Raw genomic sequence first — 20310 nt, 5'->3', positions numbered from 1 at the left:
AAATTACTATATTTTAATCTTTTGCGATAGTTAACCGAAAGTAAATAAAATTTTAGTTAATACCAAATTTGCTATTAATATTTTTTCATTATAACCTTTCATTTGCTGCGTGCAGTATTTGAAAGATCAGCCGTTCATTGAAGCCTTCGGCAAAAAGCTAAAAGCGGTTCGTGAAGAGAAGAAACTCTCTCAGGAAAAGCTCTCATTGCTTTGTAACGTATCACAAAGCCACATTGCGCGTACTGAACTTGGCCAGCTAAACACAAGCATCAGCCATGTTGCCACATATGCCCGTGTGCTCGGTGTTACCCCCGCCCAGCTGTTCGACTTCTAAACAGACTTTCCGTGTCAGAAAGTATGTTTCATAAATTTCATTCGTAACTCTATTTCAAAGAAAAGAAATTTTTATCACTGGTACAACAAAATGTACCAAAAAATTTTTTATGGGGTTGCATCTTTCACTTATGAAAGATGGTGATGAAGAATTGTTCAAGGTGGCTCTGGGCAAGCGCATTACCGTTCTGCGCAAGGACCGCGAGCTCAGCTTGCGCAAGTTTGCACTCATAGCCGACATCGAACATCATCAGCTCATTAATATCGAAAAGGGTCGTGTTGACCCAAGGCTTTCAACTTTACGGAAAATTGCAGTTGCTTTTGAGATCAGTTTGCCTGATCTGTTATCCGTTTAATCCTGCCATTCCTTCTTTTTAACCGGGGTTTTCTTTTTCCGTATCCGCTCAGGCCGTTGCTCAAGCGCAACCGGATAGCCAAGCAGGTCCCTGATTACGACCGAGGCGCAGGCCCCGCCGAATGCCGCAGGCAGGTAAGAGATCGTACCATAAGCCGAACGTTTAAAGTTATTGCCATCTGTCATGATCAGCGAGTCTTTCATCACCTCTTCGGTAGAAAAAACCGCTTTAATGCGCGAGGCATCCCCGAGTCTTTTTAGCCGTTTTCGCACATAGTGCGCAAACACGCACTGCCAGGTTTCGGTAAGCCAGGTAACACGCAGTTTGGTAGGATCCAGCTTGCCGCCGGCACCCATTGAGCTTACGATCGGGATTTGCTGCTGCAGCGCGGTAGACAACAGGGTTACCTTTGGCGTAATTGAATCGATACAATCCATTACGTAATCAAAACGGACCGCCAGAATTTCCCGGCATTTCTGGGGCGTCAGGAAATCATTTACAACGTGCAGCTTAAGTTCAGGATTGATGGCAAGCAGCCGCTCGCGCATAATGGCAGCTTTTGACTCGCCATGGTTGGTTGCCAGGGCGGGCAATTGCCGGTTCCGGTTAGAGGGGTCTACCACATCGCCATCTACAATGGTCATCTCGCCTACGCCAGAGCGACAAATGAATTCAGCGGCAAAAGAGCCAACACCACCCAGACCTACCACCAATACGTGTTTTTGTTGCAGGGTGGTTATACCTTCGTTGCCCACCAGTAAGGCTGATCGCGACAGCCAGCTTAAATCAGACATGTTTATTTAAACGTCAATTAGACTATACTTTTTCCAGTGTGCAAAAATAAGATCTTTAAGCGCTTCAACGCTGATTTTTCTCAGATCAGCAACAGCTTTGTATACTGCCGCGATCTCCTGTCCGGCATCATCCGTTTCCAGGAAAAAGGGACCGGTCGCCGTTGCCGCATACCGGGCAGCACCAGAACCGCTGCGGCAGACCGCCGCACCCACAGAAAGCAGAAAACCGTGTGCTTCAAGTTGTGCCGCCAGTTCGGTTTTTTTATTAAAGCCATGGATAATAGCCGGTACACTGATCTTAAGTCGATTTTTTATCTCAATCAGTTCAGAAAACGCACGAACGCAATGCAACAGCAGCGGCTTGCGCAGCTCTTCGGCAAGACGAACCTGCTTTTCCAGTACGGCAATCTGAACGGCCAGGGACGGGCCGCGCAGCTTATCCAGGCCGCATTCGCCAATCATTTTTGCCTGCGGCAACGCGGCCAGTTGTTCCAGATGCTTAAAGCGGTCCGGCGAAGCCTGATCTGCATACCATGGGTGTATTCCGCACGAAAACTGGCCCTCTGGCTGGTGTGCAGGTGTTTTTCCAAGATCAAGGTTGATAATCCTGTATGCGTTACGAGCCGGGTAAGGTTCATGGGTATGAAGATCAAGGAATTTAGTCATTGCTGTTAAAGGTACAACTTATCCGGCGCAGCCGCAGCTACGCCCGCCTGGCACCGGGCCCGGGGCGATGGATGTTACGCATTTTGCCGTACCTTTGCCTGGTCTACAAACTGATAAATTGATGATCATGAAAAAAATCGCACTTGTTTGCCTGCTCCTTTTAAGCTCAACAGTTTTTGCACAGGACAAACCAAAGATCTACAATCCGCAGGCCAATGCCAAAGCCGAACTCCAGGCCGCGGTAGCCAGAGCAGCCAAAGCAAAAAAACATGTGTTTGTGCAGGTTGGCGGCAACTGGTGCAGCTGGTGTATTGCATTTCACAACCTGGTAGAGGCTACTCCTGAATTGAAGGGCTACCTGACCAGCAACTACGAAAAAGTCCTGATTAACTTCAGCCCGGAGAATAAAAACGAAGCACTCCTGGCATCATTGGGGCACCCCGGCCGATTCGGCTACCCCGTCTTCCTCATCGTTGATGGAAAGGGCAAGGTGCTGCATATTCAGAACTCCGCCTATCTTGAAGAAGGTAAAGGACACAGCGTGAAAAAGGTGATGGACTTTTTGAAAGGTTGGACCTTCGAAGCTGTCAATCCACCCGCAAAACCGTCGAAATAATTAATCGGCCCGTCCGGCGGTCGTTTGTTCATCGCGGTCGCCGAACTTAAAAAATCCGTTCACCGTTATTGGAAGCCTTCCCGTAGCGATCAGCTCATTTTTAAATACAGAAGCTGCTGCCTTTTGCATCCATTCTTCTTTCTGGTAAGCAACAAGCAGTGCAGCACTGTTTTCTAAACCGGGGATGGCAGCAAGATTATATGGATTTGCAAAAAATGCAAATGCTGCTTTGCGCCCGGCCATTTCTTTTATAAAGTTTTTTACATCAGCGCTAAGCGGCATATTGTTACCCGGACGCGTGCGGCTGTCATGAATGCCGACAATCATCTGTTCAAAACCATTCGTTTCCCTGAGAATTTTGGCTATGGCGTTTGCATTGGCGGTATTGCTGAGTACATAATGGACCGAATTTTTGTAATAAGCGCCAAGCTCCTTCTGGAAAGCGCAAACTTCGGGCATGCCAATGCTGATCAGAACCGTTCTGCGCATGGGCGAAAGGCTCTTGACAAACTCCTGGCCGCGCAGCATGGTCATCGATGCATCGGCAAGTTTCTGGCGCAGCGCTATGCTTTCGCTGCGGTTCAGGTCTGCCGCAATATTTGTAAGGTTAACAGTGTCTGGCTGGTGTAACCCTGCAAAGTATTTTGCAGTAAGAATTTTCTTAACACTGCTGTCAATCTGGTCCATAGAAATACGGCCTTTTCTTACTGCACGGCGAACCATCTTTACGGCCACTTCGCTATTTTCAGATAATTCCAGGATATCGTTACCAGCTATGATACCGAGCACTTCCGCTTCACCATCCTTGAAATACTTCACTACGCCCTTCATATCCATCGCATCAGAGATTACAATACCTTTAAAGTTCATCCCTTTTTTCAGGATATCGGTAATAATCGGTTTAGATAACGTAGAAGGCAGGTTTGGGGTATTATCGAGCGATGGGATATTCATATGGGCAACCATGACACCAGATACGCCCTGATTAATCAGCTCGCGAAAAGGATACATTTCAAGTGTATCCAGGCGTTCCTTACTGAATTTTAGCTGCGGCAGGTCATAATGCGAATCCACATCGGTATCGCCGTGACCGGGAAAATGTTTAATACTGGTAATCAGTCCGCCGTCCTGCATTCCGCGAACATATTCTGCGGCTTTCTGAGCCACATTATATTTATTTTCGCCAAATGAGCGGTAGTTGATTACGGGGTTTTTGGCATTGTTGTTCACATCGACAACCGGCGCAAGGTTCATGTGCATGCCAATACGCCTGAAGTCTTTGGCCACTTCAAGACCCATTTGATGCAATAGACTTTTATCCTGGATAGCACCCAGTGCCATCTGGTACGGATAAGACATCGTGCTGTCTAACCGCATGCCCAAACCCCATTCACCATCTGAAGTAACCAGCAGCGGGTATTTGCTGACAGATTGATATTTATTGGTCAGCGCAGCCTGCCTGACAGGTCCGCCCTGAAAAAAAACCACCCCACCCAAATGCTCATCTTTAATGACTCTGCCTACCGAATCCTGGTATGCTCTGCTCAGGTTTGTATGCGCCCTGACGAAGAAAAGCTGCGCAATGCGGTCATGCCTGTTCATTTTATTAAAAACAGAATCGACCCAGCGCGGCGGGGCGTCAAGCAAAGCAGCAAAGCCGGGCTGTTGTGCGGAAGCGTTTAAAGAAGCGAGCGCGCCGAAGGCAAGAAGAAAAGCAGATTTCCGAAAAGTCATTTTTGTTTTGTTAGCTAAATTGCCCGAAATACCGTTTGCTGAAAATGAGGTAAAACCCCACAAACAGGATAAACCCCAGACCCAGCCCCAACGAAATGACCGATAGCCAGAACGTAAGGCGGGACAGTCCGCGTTTTCGTAACAACAGGTATACCATTGTTGTACATAACACCGCAGCGATCAGAAACGGTAAAAGGAACAGTTGAAAAATCACTGACACGAAGGTAGTCCAAGGCTTTGATATCCAACGATGCTTTGCTTTTTGTATTAAATTTGATACACAAGCATAAGGAAAATACTTCGATCTGACCGGATTTGGGCATCTGAATTTTTCGCAAGACAACCAGATGAAGTATGCAAACACTCTTTTCCGGTTTGGCATGTTTATTACATAAGCGCTGTAACATACTTTAAAAACCACATGAAAAAATTATTTTTTCTGGCTGCAGCACTGTTCATAACGGTTTCAGCCAGCGCGCAAAACGACAGCAAGATCAGACTCGGACTGAAAGCAGGCCTGAATATTTCAAACATCATTAAGGATGATGGGAACAACAACTTTAATACGGATTACCTGGTAGGGTTTAACGGCGGTGTAACGCTTGATATCCCGATCGTAGACCGGCTGGCCTTTTCACCAGAGCTGCTGTATTCGACCAAGGGTTATAAAGCCGACGCACCATTTGGTACATTCACCCAGACAACACACTTTATTGATGCACCTTTACTTGCAAGGATCAATCTTGCAGGCGGACTGAACCTCATCGCCGGTCCGCAGGTGTCCTTCCTGCTTTCTACAAACAATAAGTACGAAAACAGCCTGGGTAGTATTGAGCGGCAGATTGACGAAGACTCAGACCGCTTTCGCAAAAGTCTGGTAGGCGGTGTAATTGGTTTCCGCTACGACATCAATCAGCAATTTGATATCCATGGCCGCTACGCGCTCGATTTTCAAAAAAATAACGAAGACGGCACCTCCCGCACACCCGAATTCCGCAACCAGGTATTTCAGGTTGGTATCGGTGTAAAATTCTAAACAGCTGCCGAAAAGGGCCCGCTGCCAGGCAGCGGGCTTTTTTGTTTATCTGCGGCTGCGGAGCAGGGCTTCCAGGTAATAGTAATCTGCATAGATCAGCGGTACATCGATCTCGCTTTTAGCCGGCAAATGCCCGGTACTGTGTGCAAGAATAAACCCTGAATTGCTTCCTGCCGCCGACCTGTAGAATTTACCCAGGTTTTCAAGAATCAGCTTTGCCTGTGCGCGATAAGCACTTTTGCCACTTAATTCCGCCAATTCAAAAAGTGCCGAACTGGTTACCGAAGCGGCTGAGGCATCACGGGGTTGATCATCACCGGGCGCGTCATAATCCCAATAGGGAACAAGGTCGGTGGTTTTTCTGGGGTGGTTGAGAATATAAGCAGCTATTTTTTCAGCCTGCTCCAGGTACTTTTTATCTTTTGTGTACCGGTAACAGAGTGTATACCCGTATAACCCCCAGGCCTGACCGCGGGCCCAGGCCGACTCATCTGCATAACCCTGGTGGGTCATCTTTTTTCTTACCTGTCCCGTTTCCGGATCGTAGTCTATCACATGATATGAGCTGTTGTCTGCCCTGAAGTGATTTTTGAGCGTCACATCAGCATGGCGCACAGCTATCTTGTAAAATGATGAATCGCCAGTATACTTAGTAGCTTCAAACAGCAGCTCCAGGTTCATCATGTTATCTATAATAACAGGAAATTTCCAAAGATCCTGATGATGATCCCAGGAGCGGATTACGCCTGTTGTCTGGTTGAACCTGCTAACCAGCGAACGGGCAGCTTGCACAAGCACATTTCTGTATGCCGTATCGCCGGTAAGGCGGTAGCCATTTCCAAAACTGCAGAACATCATGAAACCGAGATCATGTGTTCCTTTATTAAATTGCTCTTTCCGCATCATTTCGGTGTATTCTTTTGCCGGGGCCAGCCACTTTTTGTCACCACTGCCCTCGTACATCAGCCAAAGTATGCCCGGGAAAAATCCGCTTGTCCAGTCGCGCGAAACCACGTTCTTTAGCTTTCCGTTTTCGAGCGTTCGGGGAAAATTCCTGCCGTTTTGTGCTGCTGCAGGGGCCTCTTTCAATAACAGGCTTACCTGTGGTTCCAGGTTTTTAAACTGCTTTTTTATCGTTGCCTTTTGCGCATGCGCTGTTATGGCAACGGTCATCAACAGGATGGAAAATGTTTTCTTCATGTATAGTCTATTTAGCTTTTAGTTGGAATCTGATCGTGGTATAAGGTCAAACCAAAGTATCGGATGGCGAACGGGTAGATTGCGAATCACTTCTTCATGCTGCGGATGGTGTTCCAGCGATTTCCAGGTACTGAACCACCTGGCATTCTGAAAGCGTATGGCGGCAAAGATCAGCGCCGGCTGGGCAACAGGCCAGTCGTTCCAATACATCACGTCTTTTGCGTACGGCCAGCTGTTTTTATCCTTAATATATGGGTAGATAAATTTAACTGCCCGCTCCAGGTTCCGGCCGTCCAGCAGTTTAAAACGCCATAGATCATGCGATTGGTCTGACAGTAATAAACCGCACATAACCATGGCGTCGAGGTTAAAGAGTGAGTAGCCATAGGGCTTGGTACGTTTAAGTTCAAGGGGAAAACTTCCGTCAGTGGCCATTTGCCCGGGCATCAAAACGGTGGTAAAACGATCACGGCACATCTGCAGCACCGCTTCGTTTTTGGTAAGGCGGGCAAAACAGGCCACTTGCATTACCCAGCAGGTGCCATGGTTATTTTTGGCGTTCTTTTCTTCCTCGCCGTAAGGATGTGTTGTTAACCACTGCAGGTAACGCCTGAACCAGCCCGTTAACGCGTTGAGTTCATTAGTAAATAATGAAGACCCGGCAAATATTTCAATGCCCCTGGCTACTTCCATTAAATGGATGGTATCAATAATCCCGATACCCCGGCCGGTAAAGCGGCCTTCGATAGCCTGAGCAAACTGCAGGGATGGGTTCATCAACGTTTCCGGATCTGTGAACCAGGCCCTCAGATGCCGCAAGGCATGCCGGGCATAGATCTCCCTGCCAGTCAGGCAATAGGCGGACGCCAGCGTGCCTATGATCTGGCTAAACCTGATCATGGCTCGTCTGTGGGCGGTAAAGTTGGCCGGATTGGTCATTCCGTCCCGCTGAACATATGGTCCGCCTGGGTTTTCAGTGTCCGGCCACCAATAATCACCTTCAGAATAAAAATCGTGTATGCTGCCCCCACTTCGTTCTGCCGGGCTGGCTGTTACAGTAATGGGCTCCAGTTTTAAAGCTTGCTCGGCGTCTTTAAGAATACTTTTCTTCAGGAGCTTTGTTGCTTCGCTGGCAAAGCCTGCTAACTGTGCGTTAGCGGCTGGAACAGCAAAAAGAACTAGCGTGATAAAGCCCGCTGCAGCGCAACAGACTCTTGATCTCTGGGTCATAAACCTAAATGTAAATAAGACGAACTGCTGAACCTTCATCGCCTTGAAGATTTTATTTCGGCGCTCAATAGCTCCCAGTTCAGAAATTGGGAACCAATGCCCGGAATGGCCGCAATCGCCCGGGAATAAGCAGGATCAAAATAAACAGCCTCTGCCAGTACCGGAACCGAACGCGCCGGAACAAATGCTGCCGGTTGATACCCTTTTTCGCCATTCCCGGCGCGCGCCTTGTCAAAGCCGACAGTGCTGTTTGCAAATTCGATATGTTTCTGTGTTCCTGACGCGAATGGAAGCAGAAAATCGACCGACTTTTTAACAGAGGCTCCGCCTGATGTTTCGTACAAAAAATAATTTTTGTTTCCTGCACGCTTCCAGGCAATCAGTGCTTTCAGCAGCGGTTCGAGCGAATAAATATGATAGTGCAGCGCGTCCCGTTCATGAAAATCAAATGTTGAACCGTCAGCACGAAGATTAACAGCAATCTGATTTTGTATCTCCTTGTCAATGGCTGCAACAAACTTCCTTGTACCCGTTGCAAGAGTTGTTTGAACCATTATTTTGATCCGGTGCGAGTTCCAGTTGTTTTTTGCGGTAGACCTGCCGGCTTTCGCAGATTCTGAATCCAGTTCTGCTGCTGCAATATTTTCAAACCAGGTAACTACGCGGTCGCGCGTGTCGCGCGGCAGTTTTTCTTTTAACAGGTCAAAAGCCAGGAAAACTTCTTCCAGTTTTGTTTCATCTATGGGATTACCTGTGGCTTTGTTTGTTTGTGCCCAGGCGTTTAAAAATTGGGCCGCCTTGGAAAGGTATTCTGGTTTCCGGTCCAGCCGGTAAGCCAGTGCAAGTGCGTACATTTTCGGGGCATCTGCAACCGCATTCAGGCTTGCCGTTTTCGCCGGGTTTCCCATCAGCAATCCTTGCGATGTTATCCTGGCTATGGGCCCTGGTTCAGCATCCAGCGCCTTATCTGCAACCGCCTTCCAGGTCTGGTAAAGCCTTGATGCATGTTCATCTGCCTTGACCCGTTTTTTGAGCCTCGCCATCTCCGCTTCCGAAAAAGAAATGAATTGCGCCTCACTTTGCATCACGAGTAGTGTAAAAAGCATGGTCAAAAACAGCTTATGTCGCATAATAAATCTTCTTTAGAAAGGTCTGACCGATAACCTGCTGGTCTGACCGGATGAGCGAATGTACATATGCCCGCAAAGAAATACCAGAAAAATTTCAATTAAACGCCTGTTTAGCAGACATTTACAACTGCTTTGATACGCTTTACCCGCCTGGCTATTTAGTTCATAATCAACTTATAAGCGGCTTTATTCAGCAGATGCTGATACGCCTTGGCAGGCAGCAGGCAGCTCGCACAGGCTATTCTGAAATATCTTCAAAAACAAGCTTGCTCCAGCCCTTGTCGCCGGCATTTTTTAATAAGCGCCTTTTTGATTCCATCAGTTTTTTCATTTTACTTCCATAAGACCAACACGTGCTTTGCCTTATCGATAAAATTTCTGAAAGTTTATGCGAAGAGATTTTTCCTTTGGTGGTGTAAACCAGAAACAGCATATAAAAGGCTTTGTTAATTGGAATGCGACTATTCTGGAAAATGGTATGGGCGATAACTGATTCTTCATACCGGCATTTTGAGCATCTCCGGCTGTGCGGAAGCTGTCCGGAAAGATAATGTGTATTGCCACATCTGCGGCACTCGTAGCCTTTTTCCCACTTCAGATCTGCCAGGTATTTGAAACAGGTTTCGCGGTCGGGATAGATCTTGCTAAACTCTTCAAACCCTACATCCTGAGACATGACCCTGGCGCGTGACACCTTTTCAATGTTGATCTGAAGCTCCTGGTTGTCTTTTTCAAGAAGCACATTCATTCTTGAAATTTCTTCGGCCTGCTCGACCAGTCGGCTGTTCATGTCAGACAGCGTGGCGTTCTGGCTTTTTATGATCTCTGCCTGCGCAACAATTTCACCGGTTCGTTGCTCTACAAGCGAACTGAGTTCCTTATTTAGCGTGTTGGTTAGTTTCTCATTAAGCTGCAACTGCTCTATAACCCGTTTTTGCGCCCGGTCTTTCTTCTTGCGCAGGTGGCGGATGTTATCGCCTATAGCAAAAGATACCAGGATCATTTCTGCAACGAAGCAAAAACTTAAACTATAATGCGTGAGTGGCCCATAGGGCAGCCAGCTCACATTAAGCAAGATGAGAATCTTAATGATAAAACCGGCCAGAAGGAAACTATAGCCGGCAACAAAAAATCGCGCCGGATTGTAACCCTGCTGCAGTACGTAAACACCAGCTGAAAATGCGGCCACAAGAGGAACAATCTCCACGAACTTTGCATTGAACAGCACCGGAAAAAAAAGGCTGGCGATAAAATAACAACTGCGTAAGATGATAATTCCTGTCAGCACCTTATGAAAACGAGGCGCTTTTGCACGCAGGTAGAGGAAGTTCTGGGTAAACAAAAGTGCGAACACACTGGTCAGGTAAAGCGCAAAGCCGTATGAATACTGGTTCATAGCCGGGCTGGCGGGCCACAGATACTGAAAGGCGATTCCATCTATGGTCATTTCATAAAAGCCGATGCTCAGGTTATACAGCACATAATACAAATACTGCCGCTGCCGCACAGCTATAAACATCATCAGGTTATACAGGCTGAAGACGATTACCATGCCGTAAAAAAGCCCGAAGATCAGGTATTCATCAAGCGCATACTGAACAAACCACTTTACATTGCGCAATACGATGATCACGCTCGCAGACTGTGAAGATTTTATCCGGACATAATAGGTCAGCTCTTCGGTTCGTTCATTCTGGAGATCAAGCGTGAAGTTTTTATGCCGGTAGCTGCGGTTATCAAAGCGGTAAGAATCGCCAAGATGATGCGATTTGCGAATGGTTCTCCCATCCAACACGAAGAGCTGAAGGTCGTCTATAGTCTGGTCAAAGAATTCGAGTATCCAGTTTTTGCCGGTATTTGCGTTGTGGCGGATCTTGAATTTATACCAATACCATGAACCGATATTGTGTGCCTTGGGCGTATAGGCCGTGCTGGGTCTGAATTTCGTGCTAAAAGATGCTGCTGAGACGTCGCCTATCGACAATTTTCCCTCTGGGTCTTCGAGAGACCAGATCTCGCCATATGAAAAGATATGCTGCGGCCGTTTATCTATAACCTTTACCGGAGTCTGGGCTGAAAGTGGAATCTGAAAACAAAGCAGCAGCAATAAATACAGCAGCCTCAGGCGTTGCCGCTTCTCCGGTCTGGCTATCATTCAAAAACAGTTTATATCGATTGTATCAAATTTACTAAACCAGAATGAATGCTGGGGCAGCTTTTCCAGATTTCGCAAAAACTAATAACCGCGGGCTATTACCGGCATCATATAATAGATTGGTGCATTTGACAAAAATGAAAACAACAACCTGCCGGCAGGGTTATATATACAGACAATCATTAACACTAAATTGAAGCGTTATGAAAAATCAAGCTGCTCCGAAACATGCGGGGAACCAACAGGGAAACAGTACTTCAGACCGAACGTACCATAATCCGAAACAAGACCGGAAGATGACCGGGATCACCAATGGCGGTGGTCAGCGGTCCGATCAGACGTCTAACAGAGACAATGAAAGAAAAAGAGAGCACAAGTAAGTACTCATTTAACACAAAAGCCCGGAAGACCCGGGCTTTTTTTGTGAGGGGCTGACATTTAATCTCTGGTTGTTCCGCAGGTCAGGTTGAGCGTGGAACCCGTTATGGCCGAGGCGCGATCTGAGGCCGAAAAAGCTGCGGCATTTGCAATTTCATCTAAAAGGGGCATACGCTTTAGCATTGTATCGCCGACAATACGGCCAATGGCCTCGTCAATTTCAGGGCCGCCCTGAGCTATAGCGTTCTGAAATACAGCTGAGTCGGGCGAGCCGGCTGAGCGAAGGGTAATGACGCGAACACCCTCCGGACCGAGTTCGGCTGCAAGATTCCTGGAAAAGGCTTCGACGGCACTGCAGGCTGGTCCGAAACCACCCACACCAGCATAGGCTTTACCTGCGGGTGTTGCTGTAAGAAATAAGATTACACCCGATCTTTGCAATTTCATTTGCCGCGCTGCTGCCGTGGCGGTTAAAAACCCGCTTTGCATCGCTGTAGTGATGGGTCTTAAAAAATCGTCAGGCTGCATGTCTGTAAGCGGAATATCCTGTACATCATGCCAGCCGATGAGATTGAAAGAAATGTCGACCTTGCCTGCTGTGCGGACAACATGATCAAGATGATCAGAAACCTGGAGGGGATCTGCTGCATCGACTACGGCGGTTTGTACCTGGCCACCTGCGTTGGTTATTGCTGCTGCAAGCTGCTCAAGTCTGTGCTGATGTTTACCCGATAGAAATAAAGCAGCACCTTCCCGGGCGAAGTTTTTTGCCACGGCACCTGCAACCGATCCGCATGCGCCGTAAATAACAGCTGTTTTGTTCTTTAACAGCATATCAATCGTATTTTAAGGCTTCATAGCCAAGCAAACGCCGCCATAAGGCAATCTGGCCAATGCAGTTTGCTTCACGGTAAATACTAAAGGTCAGCAAGTCATAGTGTGTCATCGAAAAATTGGGCATCATTTCGAACGTGCTTTCAAGCTTTTGCTCATCTACACCAAGCAGCGCCTCTCTAAGTTTCTGGCTGATGCCTGCCCAATCATCTTTGAAAACAGTGAGCGATGGATAGATTGCGCCATCTCTGATTCCCTGGTTGTTTTTGAAAAGTTCGTGAGCCGAAGACTGCGACGCTACACCAAACATACCTGCCAGGTCATAGCGCTGCTGTACCAGACTGCCAGCCAGCCATGCAATATGATTTGCTTTGGTGTCCAGTCTCTTATGTGCGTCTTCATCTGACACATTGATCAGTGCCCGGGTAAAAAAATCCGTTTGCATGTCATACAAATCGATCAGGCCGTTTAGCCGCGAACAGGTTGCTTTTGTTTCCATAGGTTTTTATTGGGTAATGCCTGGCCCTAAGTGGTGTAATCCGTCATGATCAGGCTATGGATCAAAACTAGCACAGGTGTCCCCTTCCGCGAGGGGGCAAAAGAGACGTTTTTGCGGGGTAATAGCGCCAACAATGAACGGCGAAACGTCATCTATGGCGCATGCAGTGTGTCGGACGGCCGAGACAATCAGAGGTTCTCGGTATATCTCTTGAAGTTGTCCAGAATAGCCTGCCATCCGGCCTGCTGCATGTCTATGCTGTTTTCCTGTTCAGCATCAAACGTCTCGGTAACCGATGTCTGATTGCCTTCGGCCTGAAAAACGATTTTCACCCGCCGACCGTCAGCCATTGCATAACTGATCAGCTGATGCGCTTCAACAGCATCATACTTTCCGCCGAAGTCGAAGCCCATGCTGCCGTCTTTTGCCTCCATGCGGGTAACAAAAGTTCCGCCCGGACGCAGGTCGTTTTCAGCGCGCGGCGAATGCCAGTCGTCTGATGCCGTGTTCCATTTTGTAATATGCGCAGGTTCTGTCCATGCCGTCCAGACTTTCTCTGCAGGTGCATTGATCGTTGCGCTAATGGTAATGTGGGTTACGTTGTTAGTAGTCATGATGTTCAAATCTTAGGTGTGTATTTTCTTTTTGCCTGACGGCAACAAGACAAAGGTAATGCGGCAGGATTACCTGTGCAGGGGCTGAAACCGACTTTAAAAGGCATATTAACGACATCTTCATCCGCCGGCGGAAAATGGCCATGGGCCTCATAATTTGTGTATGATCGCTGTATTTATAGACATGCTTTTACGTATTTTTGATCTGCGTGGCCAGATCCCTTCAAGCTTCAAACAGGCAGACGGCACATCATGATTCAGAATTTTTGGATGTAAAAGAAAGAAGCGGCTTTAAACCAACGTTATCAGCTATATAAACATCGTGCCCATGGAGCAGGAAACCGCAAGCTACGTTTTAGCGCATTATTCTCATTTATTAACACTCGAAGAGCAGCTGGCTAAAAGGCATTTCGCCTCGCAGATAAAAATTGGTAATCACTCGTCAAACCTCCAGCCCCTGACACGCTTATATAAGAGGATTGGCTGGATAACCGTTGATGAGGGCGCACTGGATCTGGTAAAGCTTGGAAACAATGCTTTTATTTTAAAGGTGGCAGAACGGATCTTGACTGAACATCCGGACCGGGTGGTCCTGAACGTATGCGAGAAATGCCATAAGCTGGCCAGAACCCCGGCCGCCAGGCAGTGCCGGCATTGCGGACATAACTGGCATTGAAAAGGCTGTTGTGCCGCGCGGTGTACAGTATAATAAAAAAGCGCACAGGATGTTGTGCGCTTTGGTAGCCCCGACGAGAATCGAACTCATATCTAAAGTTTAGGAAACTTCTATTCTATCCGTTGAACTACAGGGCCAATTCAGGTTCGACTGCAAAATGCAGACTCCCTGTTTTGTAAGAATGACGATGTGTAATAACAAAATGTCAATCCTACCGCAAAAATGATAATTTAAACAGACAAAATCAACTGTTATGCAGTTTGTTTTGACAGCCGCTACAATGGTAGTCATGACCTGGCAGGCAAGACTGCCAGGCTGTATCGCTCGCTATCGCTATCGTATGGTGCTTCCGGCGGGCATCTGGTCGGCAGCAGACACAAATGTCAGCTTGCCCTGGGCATCTTCAGCCATCAGGATCATGCCCTGCGACTGGATGCCTTTAATTTCGCGCGGAGCGAGGTTAACGATCACGCTTACCTGTTTCCCCACAATCTCGGCCGGATCATAATGCTCTGCAATGCCTGAAACAACCGTCCGCTGATCTATTCCCGTATCGAGTTTCAATTTCAGCAGTTTTTTAGTCTTCTGCACCTTTTCCGCTTCGATGATGGTTGCAACCCGGATATCGAGCGCCGCAAACTGATCAAAAGTGATGTCTTCTTTTGCCGGCTCTACCACTGCTGGTGTATTGGCTGTGCGGCTGTTGTTCAGTTTTTGTACCTGCGCCTCTACTGCGGCATCTTCGATTTTCTCGAATAGCAGTTCGGCTGCATGAATCTGATGACCTGGTTCGAGCAGGTTATAAGAGCCTGCATCAGTCCAAAGGTAACCGCCATAGTTTAACATGCGCATGATCCTCTCTGCAGTAAAGGGCAGGAAAGGCTCAATGAGGATCTCCAGATTGGCTACAATCTGAATGCTCAGATTCAGGATGGTACGCACCCGGTTTTCGTCCGTTTTGATCAGTTTCCATGGCTCGGTGTCGGCCAGGTATTTATTGCCAAGGCGGGCCAGGTTCATGACCTCCGCCAGGGCCTCACGAAAACGGTAATTTTCAAGCGATGCCGCAACCCGGTCAGGGTAGGCTTTCAACTCGTCAATGACGCCCTGATCTTCCTGTGTAAGCTCTGCCAATGCTGCCACTTTTCCATCAAAGTATTTATGTGTGAGGACCACGACCCGATTTACAAAATTGCCGAGAATAGCCACCAGTTCATTGTTATTTCTGGCCTGGAAATCCTTCCATGTGAAGTCATTATCCTTGGTCTCGGGTGCGGTAGCGGTCAGCACATAACGCAGTACATCCTGTTTGCCTTCAAAATCTGTCAGGTACTCGTTCAGCCAGACCGCCCAGTTTTTTGATGTCGATATTTTCTGTCCTTCAAGATTCAAAAACTCATTCGCAGGTACATTATCGGCGAGGGTGTATTCACCATGCGCCATCAGCATGGCAGGGAAGATGATACAGTGAAAAACGATGTTGTCTTTCCCGATAAAATGGACCAGTTTGGTTTCAGAATCTTTCCAGTAATCCTCCCAACTGCCCTTTGCAATACCGTTCTGGTTAATGTAATATTCTTCTGCTTTAGGATTCCAGACATCCAGATTTGCATAATTGAACAGTTCTTTCGTAGCCGAGATGTAACCGATCGGCGCATCAAACCATACGTACAGAACTTTTCCGGCGGCATCTTTTACGGGAACCTTTACACCCCAGTCGAGATCGCGCGTCATAGCACGGGGCTGCAAACCAGCGTTAAGCCATGACAGGCACTGTCCGTAAACATTAGGCTTCCATTCTTTATGCTGTTCAATGTAGGCACGCAGCTGGGACTCGTATTTATCCAGCGGAAGGAACCAGTTTTTGGTTTCACGAAGCACCGGGGCACTGCCGGATAAAGTAGATTTCGGATTAATCAGATCTGTCGCGTTTAAGCTTGAACCGCAGCTCTCGCACTGGTCTCCATAGGCGTTTTCATTTCCGCATTTCGGACAAGTACCCGTGATATAACGGTCTGCCAGAAACTGCCCGGCCGTTTCGTCAAAATACTGTTCGGTAATCTCCTCAGTAAATACGCCTTTATCATACAGGGTTTCAAAAAAGCCTTCGGCAGTCTGATGATGGGTTAGTGAAGATGTGCGGTGATAGATATCAAACGAAACGCCGAATTCCTTGAATGAATCACCTATGATCTTATGATAACGGTCAACAATTTCCTGTGGCGTAGTACCCTCCTTTTTTGCTTTCAGGGTAATCGGGACGCCATTCTCATCAGAACCACAGATAAATTTAACATCACGGCCATTTGAACGAAGAAAACGGACGTAGGTATCTGCAGGAAGATAAACCCCGGCCAGATGGCCGATGTGTACGGGACCATTTGTATACGGCAGCGCCGCGGTAACTGTATATCGTTTAATGTTGTGCTTATCCAAAACTATTATTTATTTTGTCAAAGATAACAATTACACCTGTGATCCTGATGCGGTGAAGCCTTAATCCGAGCATCGGGCCGGCAGGCAAGCACGCGTTTCATGCCTCAACTACCGCCCTTCCTGAAAAGGGGAGATAAAATTGCAATTACCTGTCCGGCTAAAAAGTTGCCGAAAGATATTGAACCAGCTATATCGGTCCTCGAATCATGGGGCCTGGAGGTAGTTCGAGGCAAGACGTTGAGCAGCTCATTCAATCAGTTCGCCGGTACAGATGGCGAACGCCGGGATGAGATGCAGAAATTCCTGGACGACCCTGAAATAAAAGCAATCATTGCCGGCCGGGGGGGTTATGGAAGCATCCGGATCATCGATGAAATTGATTTTACCGGATTTGCTGCGCATCCGAAATGGCTCGTAGGTTTTAGCGATATCACTGTATTTCTTTCGCATATCGAGGCCAAATATGATGTCGCAGGACTGCATGCACAGATGCCCTATACATTCGAAGACTCTACACCTGAGGCTCTTGAAAGTCTGCGTAAGGCACTCTTTGGCGATGCACTGCAGTATTCATATAGCCCTGAAAGAAAGGGGAGAAGCGGCAACGCCAGCGGGATTCTTATTGGCGGAAACCTGACTCTTCTTGTGATGATGATGGGGTCTGAATCTGAGATGGATTTTGCAGGAAAGATCCTTTTTATTGAGGATGTCGGCGAGCGCGAATACTCGATTGACCGGATGATGCGTATGCTGGATCGCGCAGGTAAACTGAAGAAATTGGCAGGTCTGATCGTTGGCACCTTTAACGAGATCGAACCGGAGGCCATTCCCTTTGGTCAGGATGCAGAGACGATCATTCATGATATCGTGTCAAAATACGCCTACCCGGTGTGCTTTCAGTTTCCATGCGGGCACATTGCCGACAACCGCGCATTATTTACAGGTAAAGAAGTATCTTTGAACGTAGGCGAAAACAAAATCACCTTAACATTAATTTAAGATATGGCAGTTTTTGATTCTTTAGGAAAACACCGCAACACCGGCTTGCTGTTGTTGCGGATTGGAATCGGCATCATGTTTATGGTGCACGGATTACCAAAACTCATGGGCGGTCCCGAAACCTGGACACAGGTAGGTGGCGCGATGAAAGTGGTTGGTATTGATTTCGCTCCTGTATTCTGGGGCTTACTGGCAGCCATTGCCGAAGGCATTGGCGGTTTCCTGTTGCTGATCGGTTTGTTCTTTCGTCCGGCAGCAATGGCACTTACCTTTACCATGATCATCGCAGCAGCCATGCACCTGAGCAAAGGCGACGGCATTTCGGGAGCTTCTCATGCTATTGAAAGCGCGATTGTTTTTTTCGGTCTGATCTTTATCGGGCCGGGGAAATATAGTGTGGATAAAAAGTAAAAGGGGCAAATTGCCCCTTTTACTTTTTGCATTTTTGTAAGTAGTAGGCCGCACAGATCTTCTACCAACCTGTGTATTTGACCTATAAATACTAAGACAAAGAATTGTAATAGATGAACAGCTTCGTCAAATCCTGATCGTTCGCGAAATCTATCTTGTTTGTTTTCAGATAAGCATCAATTTCAGACTTGTGCTTTGAGAGCTGAGCAACAATTGCTGATTTGCTTGGCTTGAGCACAGATATCTTATTAGCTGTTTTATCAAAAAGATAATATACATTTTTTGGAATAACCGTCTGTTTAGTGGTAGCAGAATTATAGACTTTTTCCTGCCAGATAATTTTACTGTTTTTTTTCAGCAAAGTTAGGGACCCGTCTGCCAGAACCTCTAGAAAATCGCTTGGCGTTATACCATTAGCTGCAGGATATCCCTTTTTGATAAGACGTTTTCTTGCGCTCTCAGTATCGTTGAATACAACCGAAGTGACATCCTCGGTAAAAGCCAGCTTTTCACCACTTTTTCCTTTGAACACGATTTCCTGATCAATCAGATTCATATTCAGATAGACATCCTTGTAACTTTTGTTACCCGCGAGTTCGACGGTCCCTTGTACCCAATCTGGAAACAACATCGGGTCCCCGGTAATATCTACGTTAGCCGATGATTTTATCGGCCTGCCAGCCCGGTCCTCGATATAGTTTTGAGCTCGGAGTCCGGTTGACAGTCCCAGGGCCAACACACCTAAAATGATAGTCTTTTTCATGTTGTCTATAAATTAAATAACCCTTCGAGTAATTTCGAAGGGTTATAGTTATTTAGGTTTTTACCAGCCTTGATTTTGTGTCATTGGGTTTCTATCCTGTTCTGCTTGTGGAATTGGAAATACCCTTCTGTAGTTTGTATATGCTACAGTCGGAACGCTTCCGCTTCTGCCTGTGATATCGCGTTTCAAGCGGTTGAGGGTTGGGTATCTGTCGCCTTCAAATGCCAATTCTTTCCTGCGCTCGGTAATGATCCGTTCGAATAGAGCTGCACCGGTTTCGGTAACCGTTGCTGCTGGGTCACGTTGAGCAAGAAGAGTTGTCAGGTTAGTAACCGCATCCGCAGGCCTCGAAAGATTGTACGCTGCTTCAGCTGCGATCAAATACATTTCAGAAATGCGCAACACTTTTTTTCCACCATATGACTGGGTGTTTGAAATCTTGTTGATGATATACGCCGGATTTTCAGCACGGGCTCTTGAGCCAACCGTGATCAGACCTTTACGAAGATCTGTAGCCGAGTATAAATCATACAAGCCTTTAGTTGCCAGACCATCACCGTAGCCAGACTGGCTATAGAAATATGGCAGCTCATCAAATCCTGCATTATCAATCTGATCTGACTGAACCTCGAACAGCGTCTCATATGTCTGCGGAGTTACCGCTGTCCAATAGTTGCTGAAGTTGCCCGCTGTGAGCAGCGCTTTTCCTGAACTTGTGATAACAGTACGCGCCTGGTCAAAGGCCAGCTGATTGCTCTCCGCGGTACCTTTGTATAGGTTAACCTTTGCCGACAGCCCCAGAGCGGTGTATTTACCAATCCGTGAAGCCGCAGGTGTGAGTGTCATCAGGGTAAACGCCTGGTTAAGGTCTGACAAAATCTGATCGTAAACCTGTTGAACGGTTGCTCTTGGAGGTTTTGCGTTGATATCGAATTTGAGAACCAACGGAACGCCAGGACCACCAGGGTTATCGGTATATGGTCTTGCAAAGAACTTCACTAACTCAAAGTAACAAAGAGCGCGGAGTGCATAGGCCTCGCCTTTGTATTGGTTAATATTTACAGCATTCCCTGTAGGTGTAGACGCAATAATGTTATTTACACGAAGAATGACTGCATACGCGTTTTGCCAGATGCCAAGGACATCTGCGTTGTTGATTACATAGTTATAGTTATTTTGAGCAGTGTAACGGCCCGAGTTACGGGTAGATACAAGCACATTGTCTGCCATAAGATCGCCCAACAAAGGTATTGCGCGGCCATAAAGCGTGCTGCTTCTAAGTCCGGCGTATGAGCCATTCAGGGCAGTCAGTACGTCGGCTTCAGTATTTAAAGCATCGCGAGCATCAATTGATGTAACCGGCGGTTCGTCAAAAAAACTTTTTTTACAGGATGATGCCACCAATGTGCTCATCAACATGCCAGTATATACAATATATCTAAATTTCATT

At 47.1% G+C, this 20310-nt stretch carries 22 protein-coding genes and 1 tRNA gene; 8 read left to right on the top strand and 15 right to left on the bottom strand.

Annotation, left to right across the window (positions count from 1 at the left end; genetic code table 11):
* Positions 1 to 109: 109 nt before the first annotated feature.
* On the top strand, positions 110 to 334 hold the full coding sequence (locus EJV45_RS16105) for a helix-turn-helix domain-containing protein (protein ID WP_165305078.1): 225 nt from the start codon (positions 110 to 112) through the stop codon (positions 332 to 334).
* A gap of 109 nt (positions 335 to 443) precedes the next feature.
* Positions 444 to 689, top strand: coding sequence for a helix-turn-helix domain-containing protein (locus EJV45_RS16100; protein ID WP_129717230.1), 246 nt, complete (start codon positions 444 to 446; stop codon positions 687 to 689).
* On the opposite strand, the gene EJV45_RS16095 is transcribed toward EJV45_RS16100, so the two are convergent.
* A complete protein-coding gene (locus EJV45_RS16095) occupies positions 686 to 1483 on the bottom strand; it encodes a ThiF family adenylyltransferase (protein WP_129717227.1) in 798 nt (265 codons plus the stop codon). The two genes, EJV45_RS16100 and EJV45_RS16095, sit on opposite strands and share 4 nt — an antisense overlap.
* Before the next feature lie 6 nt (positions 1484 to 1489).
* Complete coding sequence (locus tag EJV45_RS16090; protein ID WP_129717225.1) at positions 1490 to 2149, bottom strand: TatD family hydrolase; 660 nt, start codon at positions 2147 to 2149, stop codon at positions 1490 to 1492.
* Between the two features lie 127 nt (positions 2150 to 2276).
* On the opposite strand from EJV45_RS16090, the gene EJV45_RS16085 reads away from it, so the two are divergent.
* A complete protein-coding gene (locus EJV45_RS16085) occupies positions 2277 to 2765 on the top strand; it encodes a thioredoxin family protein (protein ID WP_129717223.1) in 489 nt (162 codons plus the stop codon).
* On the opposite strand, the gene EJV45_RS16080 is transcribed toward EJV45_RS16085, so the two are convergent.
* Both EJV45_RS16080 and EJV45_RS19580 read right to left on the bottom strand, forming a co-directional pair.
* Entirely contained in the window at positions 2766 to 4499 is a 1734-nt protein-coding gene (locus EJV45_RS16080) for a glycoside hydrolase family 3 protein (RefSeq protein ID WP_129717221.1), read from the bottom strand.
* A 14-nt stretch (positions 4500 to 4513) separates the two neighbouring features.
* Positions 4514 to 4906 carry a hypothetical protein gene (locus tag EJV45_RS19580; protein WP_129717219.1) on the bottom strand — a complete coding sequence of 131 codons (393 nt, stop codon included), beginning with the start codon at positions 4904 to 4906 and terminating at the stop codon, positions 4514 to 4516.
* A 14-nt stretch (positions 4907 to 4920) separates the two neighbouring features.
* Here EJV45_RS19580 and EJV45_RS16070 point away from each other — a divergent pair, with 14 nt between their 5' ends.
* Positions 4921 to 5535, top strand: coding sequence for a porin family protein (locus EJV45_RS16070; RefSeq protein ID WP_129717217.1), 615 nt, complete (start codon positions 4921 to 4923; stop codon positions 5533 to 5535).
* Positions 5536 to 5580: 45 nt separating this feature from the next.
* On the opposite strand, the gene EJV45_RS16065 is transcribed toward EJV45_RS16070, so the two are convergent.
* The 4 genes from EJV45_RS16065 to EJV45_RS16050 all read right to left on the bottom strand — a co-directional run bounded on the left by EJV45_RS16065 (position 5581) and on the right by EJV45_RS16050 (position 11250).
* The gene (locus tag EJV45_RS16065) at positions 5581 to 6735 is read right to left on the bottom strand and encodes a glycoside hydrolase family 88 protein (RefSeq protein WP_129717215.1); all 1155 of its coding nucleotides are present in this window, start codon (positions 6733 to 6735) and stop codon (positions 5581 to 5583) included.
* Positions 6736 to 6753: 18 nt separating this feature from the next.
* On the bottom strand, positions 6754 to 7965 hold the full coding sequence (locus EJV45_RS16060) for an alginate lyase family protein (RefSeq protein ID WP_129717213.1): 1212 nt from the start codon (positions 7963 to 7965) through the stop codon (positions 6754 to 6756).
* A gap of 35 nt (positions 7966 to 8000) precedes the next feature.
* Entirely contained in the window at positions 8001 to 9071 is a 1071-nt protein-coding gene (locus EJV45_RS16055; protein WP_165305077.1) for an alginate lyase family protein, read from the bottom strand.
* Between the two features lie 262 nt (positions 9072 to 9333).
* Positions 9334 to 11250 carry a 7TM diverse intracellular signaling domain-containing protein gene (locus EJV45_RS16050; protein WP_129717209.1) on the bottom strand — a complete coding sequence of 639 codons (1917 nt, stop codon included), beginning with the start codon at positions 11248 to 11250 and terminating at the stop codon, positions 9334 to 9336.
* Between the two features lie 203 nt (positions 11251 to 11453).
* On the opposite strand from EJV45_RS16050, the gene EJV45_RS19520 reads away from it, so the two are divergent.
* Positions 11454 to 11630, top strand: a complete 177-nt coding sequence (locus EJV45_RS19520; RefSeq protein WP_165305076.1) for a hypothetical protein — start codon at positions 11454 to 11456, stop codon at positions 11628 to 11630.
* Between the two features lie 58 nt (positions 11631 to 11688).
* On the opposite strand, the gene EJV45_RS16045 is transcribed toward EJV45_RS19520, so the two are convergent.
* From EJV45_RS16045 to EJV45_RS16035, 3 genes are all read right to left on the bottom strand, one after another.
* Positions 11689 to 12462: an SDR family NAD(P)-dependent oxidoreductase gene (locus EJV45_RS16045; protein WP_129717207.1), complete on the bottom strand. Its 774-nt coding sequence runs from the start codon at positions 12460 to 12462 to the stop codon at positions 11689 to 11691.
* 1 nt (position 12463) lies between these two features.
* Positions 12464 to 12961 carry a DinB family protein gene (locus EJV45_RS16040; protein WP_129717206.1) on the bottom strand — a complete coding sequence of 166 codons (498 nt, stop codon included), beginning with the start codon at positions 12959 to 12961 and terminating at the stop codon, positions 12464 to 12466.
* A 188-nt stretch (positions 12962 to 13149) separates the two neighbouring features.
* The gene (locus EJV45_RS16035) at positions 13150 to 13575 is read right to left on the bottom strand and encodes an SRPBCC family protein (protein ID WP_129717204.1); all 426 of its coding nucleotides are present in this window, start codon (positions 13573 to 13575) and stop codon (positions 13150 to 13152) included.
* Between the two features lie 328 nt (positions 13576 to 13903).
* On the opposite strand from EJV45_RS16035, the gene EJV45_RS16030 reads away from it, so the two are divergent.
* Positions 13904 to 14251, top strand: coding sequence for a hypothetical protein (locus tag EJV45_RS16030; protein ID WP_129717202.1), 348 nt, complete (start codon positions 13904 to 13906; stop codon positions 14249 to 14251).
* Between the two features lie 62 nt (positions 14252 to 14313).
* On the opposite strand, the gene EJV45_RS16025 is transcribed toward EJV45_RS16030, so the two are convergent.
* Both EJV45_RS16025 and metG read right to left on the bottom strand, forming a co-directional pair.
* Positions 14314 to 14388 (bottom strand) — tRNA-Arg (locus tag EJV45_RS16025).
* A 196-nt stretch (positions 14389 to 14584) separates the two neighbouring features.
* Positions 14585 to 16687 carry a methionine--tRNA ligase gene (gene metG, locus EJV45_RS16020; protein ID WP_129717200.1) on the bottom strand — a complete coding sequence of 701 codons (2103 nt, stop codon included), beginning with the start codon at positions 16685 to 16687 and terminating at the stop codon, positions 14585 to 14587.
* A 99-nt stretch (positions 16688 to 16786) separates the two neighbouring features.
* Between metG and EJV45_RS16015 the strand changes: the two genes are divergently transcribed.
* The gene (locus EJV45_RS16015) at positions 16787 to 17686 is read left to right on the top strand and encodes an LD-carboxypeptidase (protein ID WP_129717198.1); all 900 of its coding nucleotides are present in this window, start codon (positions 16787 to 16789) and stop codon (positions 17684 to 17686) included.
* A 3-nt stretch (positions 17687 to 17689) separates the two neighbouring features.
* Positions 17690 to 18097: a DoxX family protein gene (locus EJV45_RS16010; RefSeq protein ID WP_129717196.1), complete on the top strand. Its 408-nt coding sequence runs from the start codon at positions 17690 to 17692 to the stop codon at positions 18095 to 18097.
* A 91-nt stretch (positions 18098 to 18188) separates the two neighbouring features.
* On the opposite strand, the gene EJV45_RS16005 is transcribed toward EJV45_RS16010, so the two are convergent.
* Both EJV45_RS16005 and EJV45_RS16000 read right to left on the bottom strand, forming a co-directional pair.
* Complete coding sequence (locus EJV45_RS16005; protein ID WP_129717194.1) at positions 18189 to 18860, bottom strand: hypothetical protein; 672 nt, start codon at positions 18858 to 18860, stop codon at positions 18189 to 18191.
* Positions 18861 to 18920: 60 nt separating this feature from the next.
* Entirely contained in the window at positions 18921 to 20309 is a 1389-nt protein-coding gene (locus EJV45_RS16000; RefSeq protein ID WP_129717192.1) for a RagB/SusD family nutrient uptake outer membrane protein, read from the bottom strand.
* Between the last annotated feature and the right edge of the window lies 1 nt (position 20310).

The organism is Pedobacter sp. SYP-B3415 (genome assembly GCF_004138205.1).
Classification (GTDB): Bacteria; Bacteroidota; Bacteroidia; order Sphingobacteriales; family Sphingobacteriaceae; genus Pedobacter.
The sequence above is the reverse complement of the archived record's forward strand: the minus strand, read 5'-3'. Positions and strand labels throughout refer to the sequence as shown.

Excerpts from the sequence above, each read along its gene's own strand:
- EJV45_RS16030 (WP_129717202.1), top strand. The coding sequence starts at position 13,904 with ATGGAGCAGGAAACCGCAAGCTACGTTTTAGCGCATTATTCTCATTTA.
- EJV45_RS16005 (WP_129717194.1), bottom strand. The coding sequence starts at position 18,860 with ATGAAAAAGACTATCATTTTAGGTGTGTTGGCCCTGGGACTGTCAACC.
- EJV45_RS16000 (WP_129717192.1), bottom strand. The coding sequence starts at position 20,309 with ATGAAATTTAGATATATTGTATATACTGGCATGTTGATGAGCACATTG.
- EJV45_RS16055 (WP_165305077.1), bottom strand. The coding sequence starts at position 9,071 with ATGCTTTTTACACTACTCGTGATGCAAAGTGAGGCGCAATTCATTTCT.
- EJV45_RS16040 (WP_129717206.1), bottom strand. The coding sequence starts at position 12,961 with ATGGAAACAAAAGCAACCTGTTCGCGGCTAAACGGCCTGATCGATTTG.
- EJV45_RS16045 (WP_129717207.1), bottom strand. The coding sequence starts at position 12,462 with ATGCTGTTAAAGAACAAAACAGCTGTTATTTACGGCGCATGCGGATCG.
- EJV45_RS16090 (WP_129717225.1), bottom strand. The coding sequence starts at position 2,149 with ATGACTAAATTCCTTGATCTTCATACCCATGAACCTTACCCGGCTCGT.
- EJV45_RS16010 (WP_129717196.1), top strand. The coding sequence starts at position 17,690 with ATGGCAGTTTTTGATTCTTTAGGAAAACACCGCAACACCGGCTTGCTG.
- EJV45_RS16065 (WP_129717215.1), bottom strand. The coding sequence starts at position 6,735 with ATGAAGAAAACATTTTCCATCCTGTTGATGACCGTTGCCATAACAGCG.
- EJV45_RS16015 (WP_129717198.1), top strand. The coding sequence starts at position 16,787 with ATGCCTCAACTACCGCCCTTCCTGAAAAGGGGAGATAAAATTGCAATT.
- EJV45_RS19580 (WP_129717219.1), bottom strand. The coding sequence starts at position 4,906 with ATGTTACAGCGCTTATGTAATAAACATGCCAAACCGGAAAAGAGTGTT.
- EJV45_RS16060 (WP_129717213.1), bottom strand. The coding sequence starts at position 7,965 with ATGACCCAGAGATCAAGAGTCTGTTGCGCTGCAGCGGGCTTTATCACG.
- EJV45_RS16035 (WP_129717204.1), bottom strand. The coding sequence starts at position 13,575 with ATGACTACTAACAACGTAACCCACATTACCATTAGCGCAACGATCAAT.
- EJV45_RS16095 (WP_129717227.1), bottom strand. The coding sequence starts at position 1,483 with ATGTCTGATTTAAGCTGGCTGTCGCGATCAGCCTTACTGGTGGGCAAC.
- EJV45_RS16080 (WP_129717221.1), bottom strand. The coding sequence starts at position 4,499 with ATGACTTTTCGGAAATCTGCTTTTCTTCTTGCCTTCGGCGCGCTCGCT.
- EJV45_RS16100 (WP_129717230.1), top strand. The coding sequence starts at position 444 with ATGGGGTTGCATCTTTCACTTATGAAAGATGGTGATGAAGAATTGTTC.
- EJV45_RS19520 (WP_165305076.1), top strand. The coding sequence starts at position 11,454 with ATGAAAAATCAAGCTGCTCCGAAACATGCGGGGAACCAACAGGGAAAC.
- EJV45_RS16050 (WP_129717209.1), bottom strand. The coding sequence starts at position 11,250 with ATGATAGCCAGACCGGAGAAGCGGCAACGCCTGAGGCTGCTGTATTTA.
- EJV45_RS16085 (WP_129717223.1), top strand. The coding sequence starts at position 2,277 with ATGAAAAAAATCGCACTTGTTTGCCTGCTCCTTTTAAGCTCAACAGTT.
- EJV45_RS16070 (WP_129717217.1), top strand. The coding sequence starts at position 4,921 with ATGAAAAAATTATTTTTTCTGGCTGCAGCACTGTTCATAACGGTTTCA.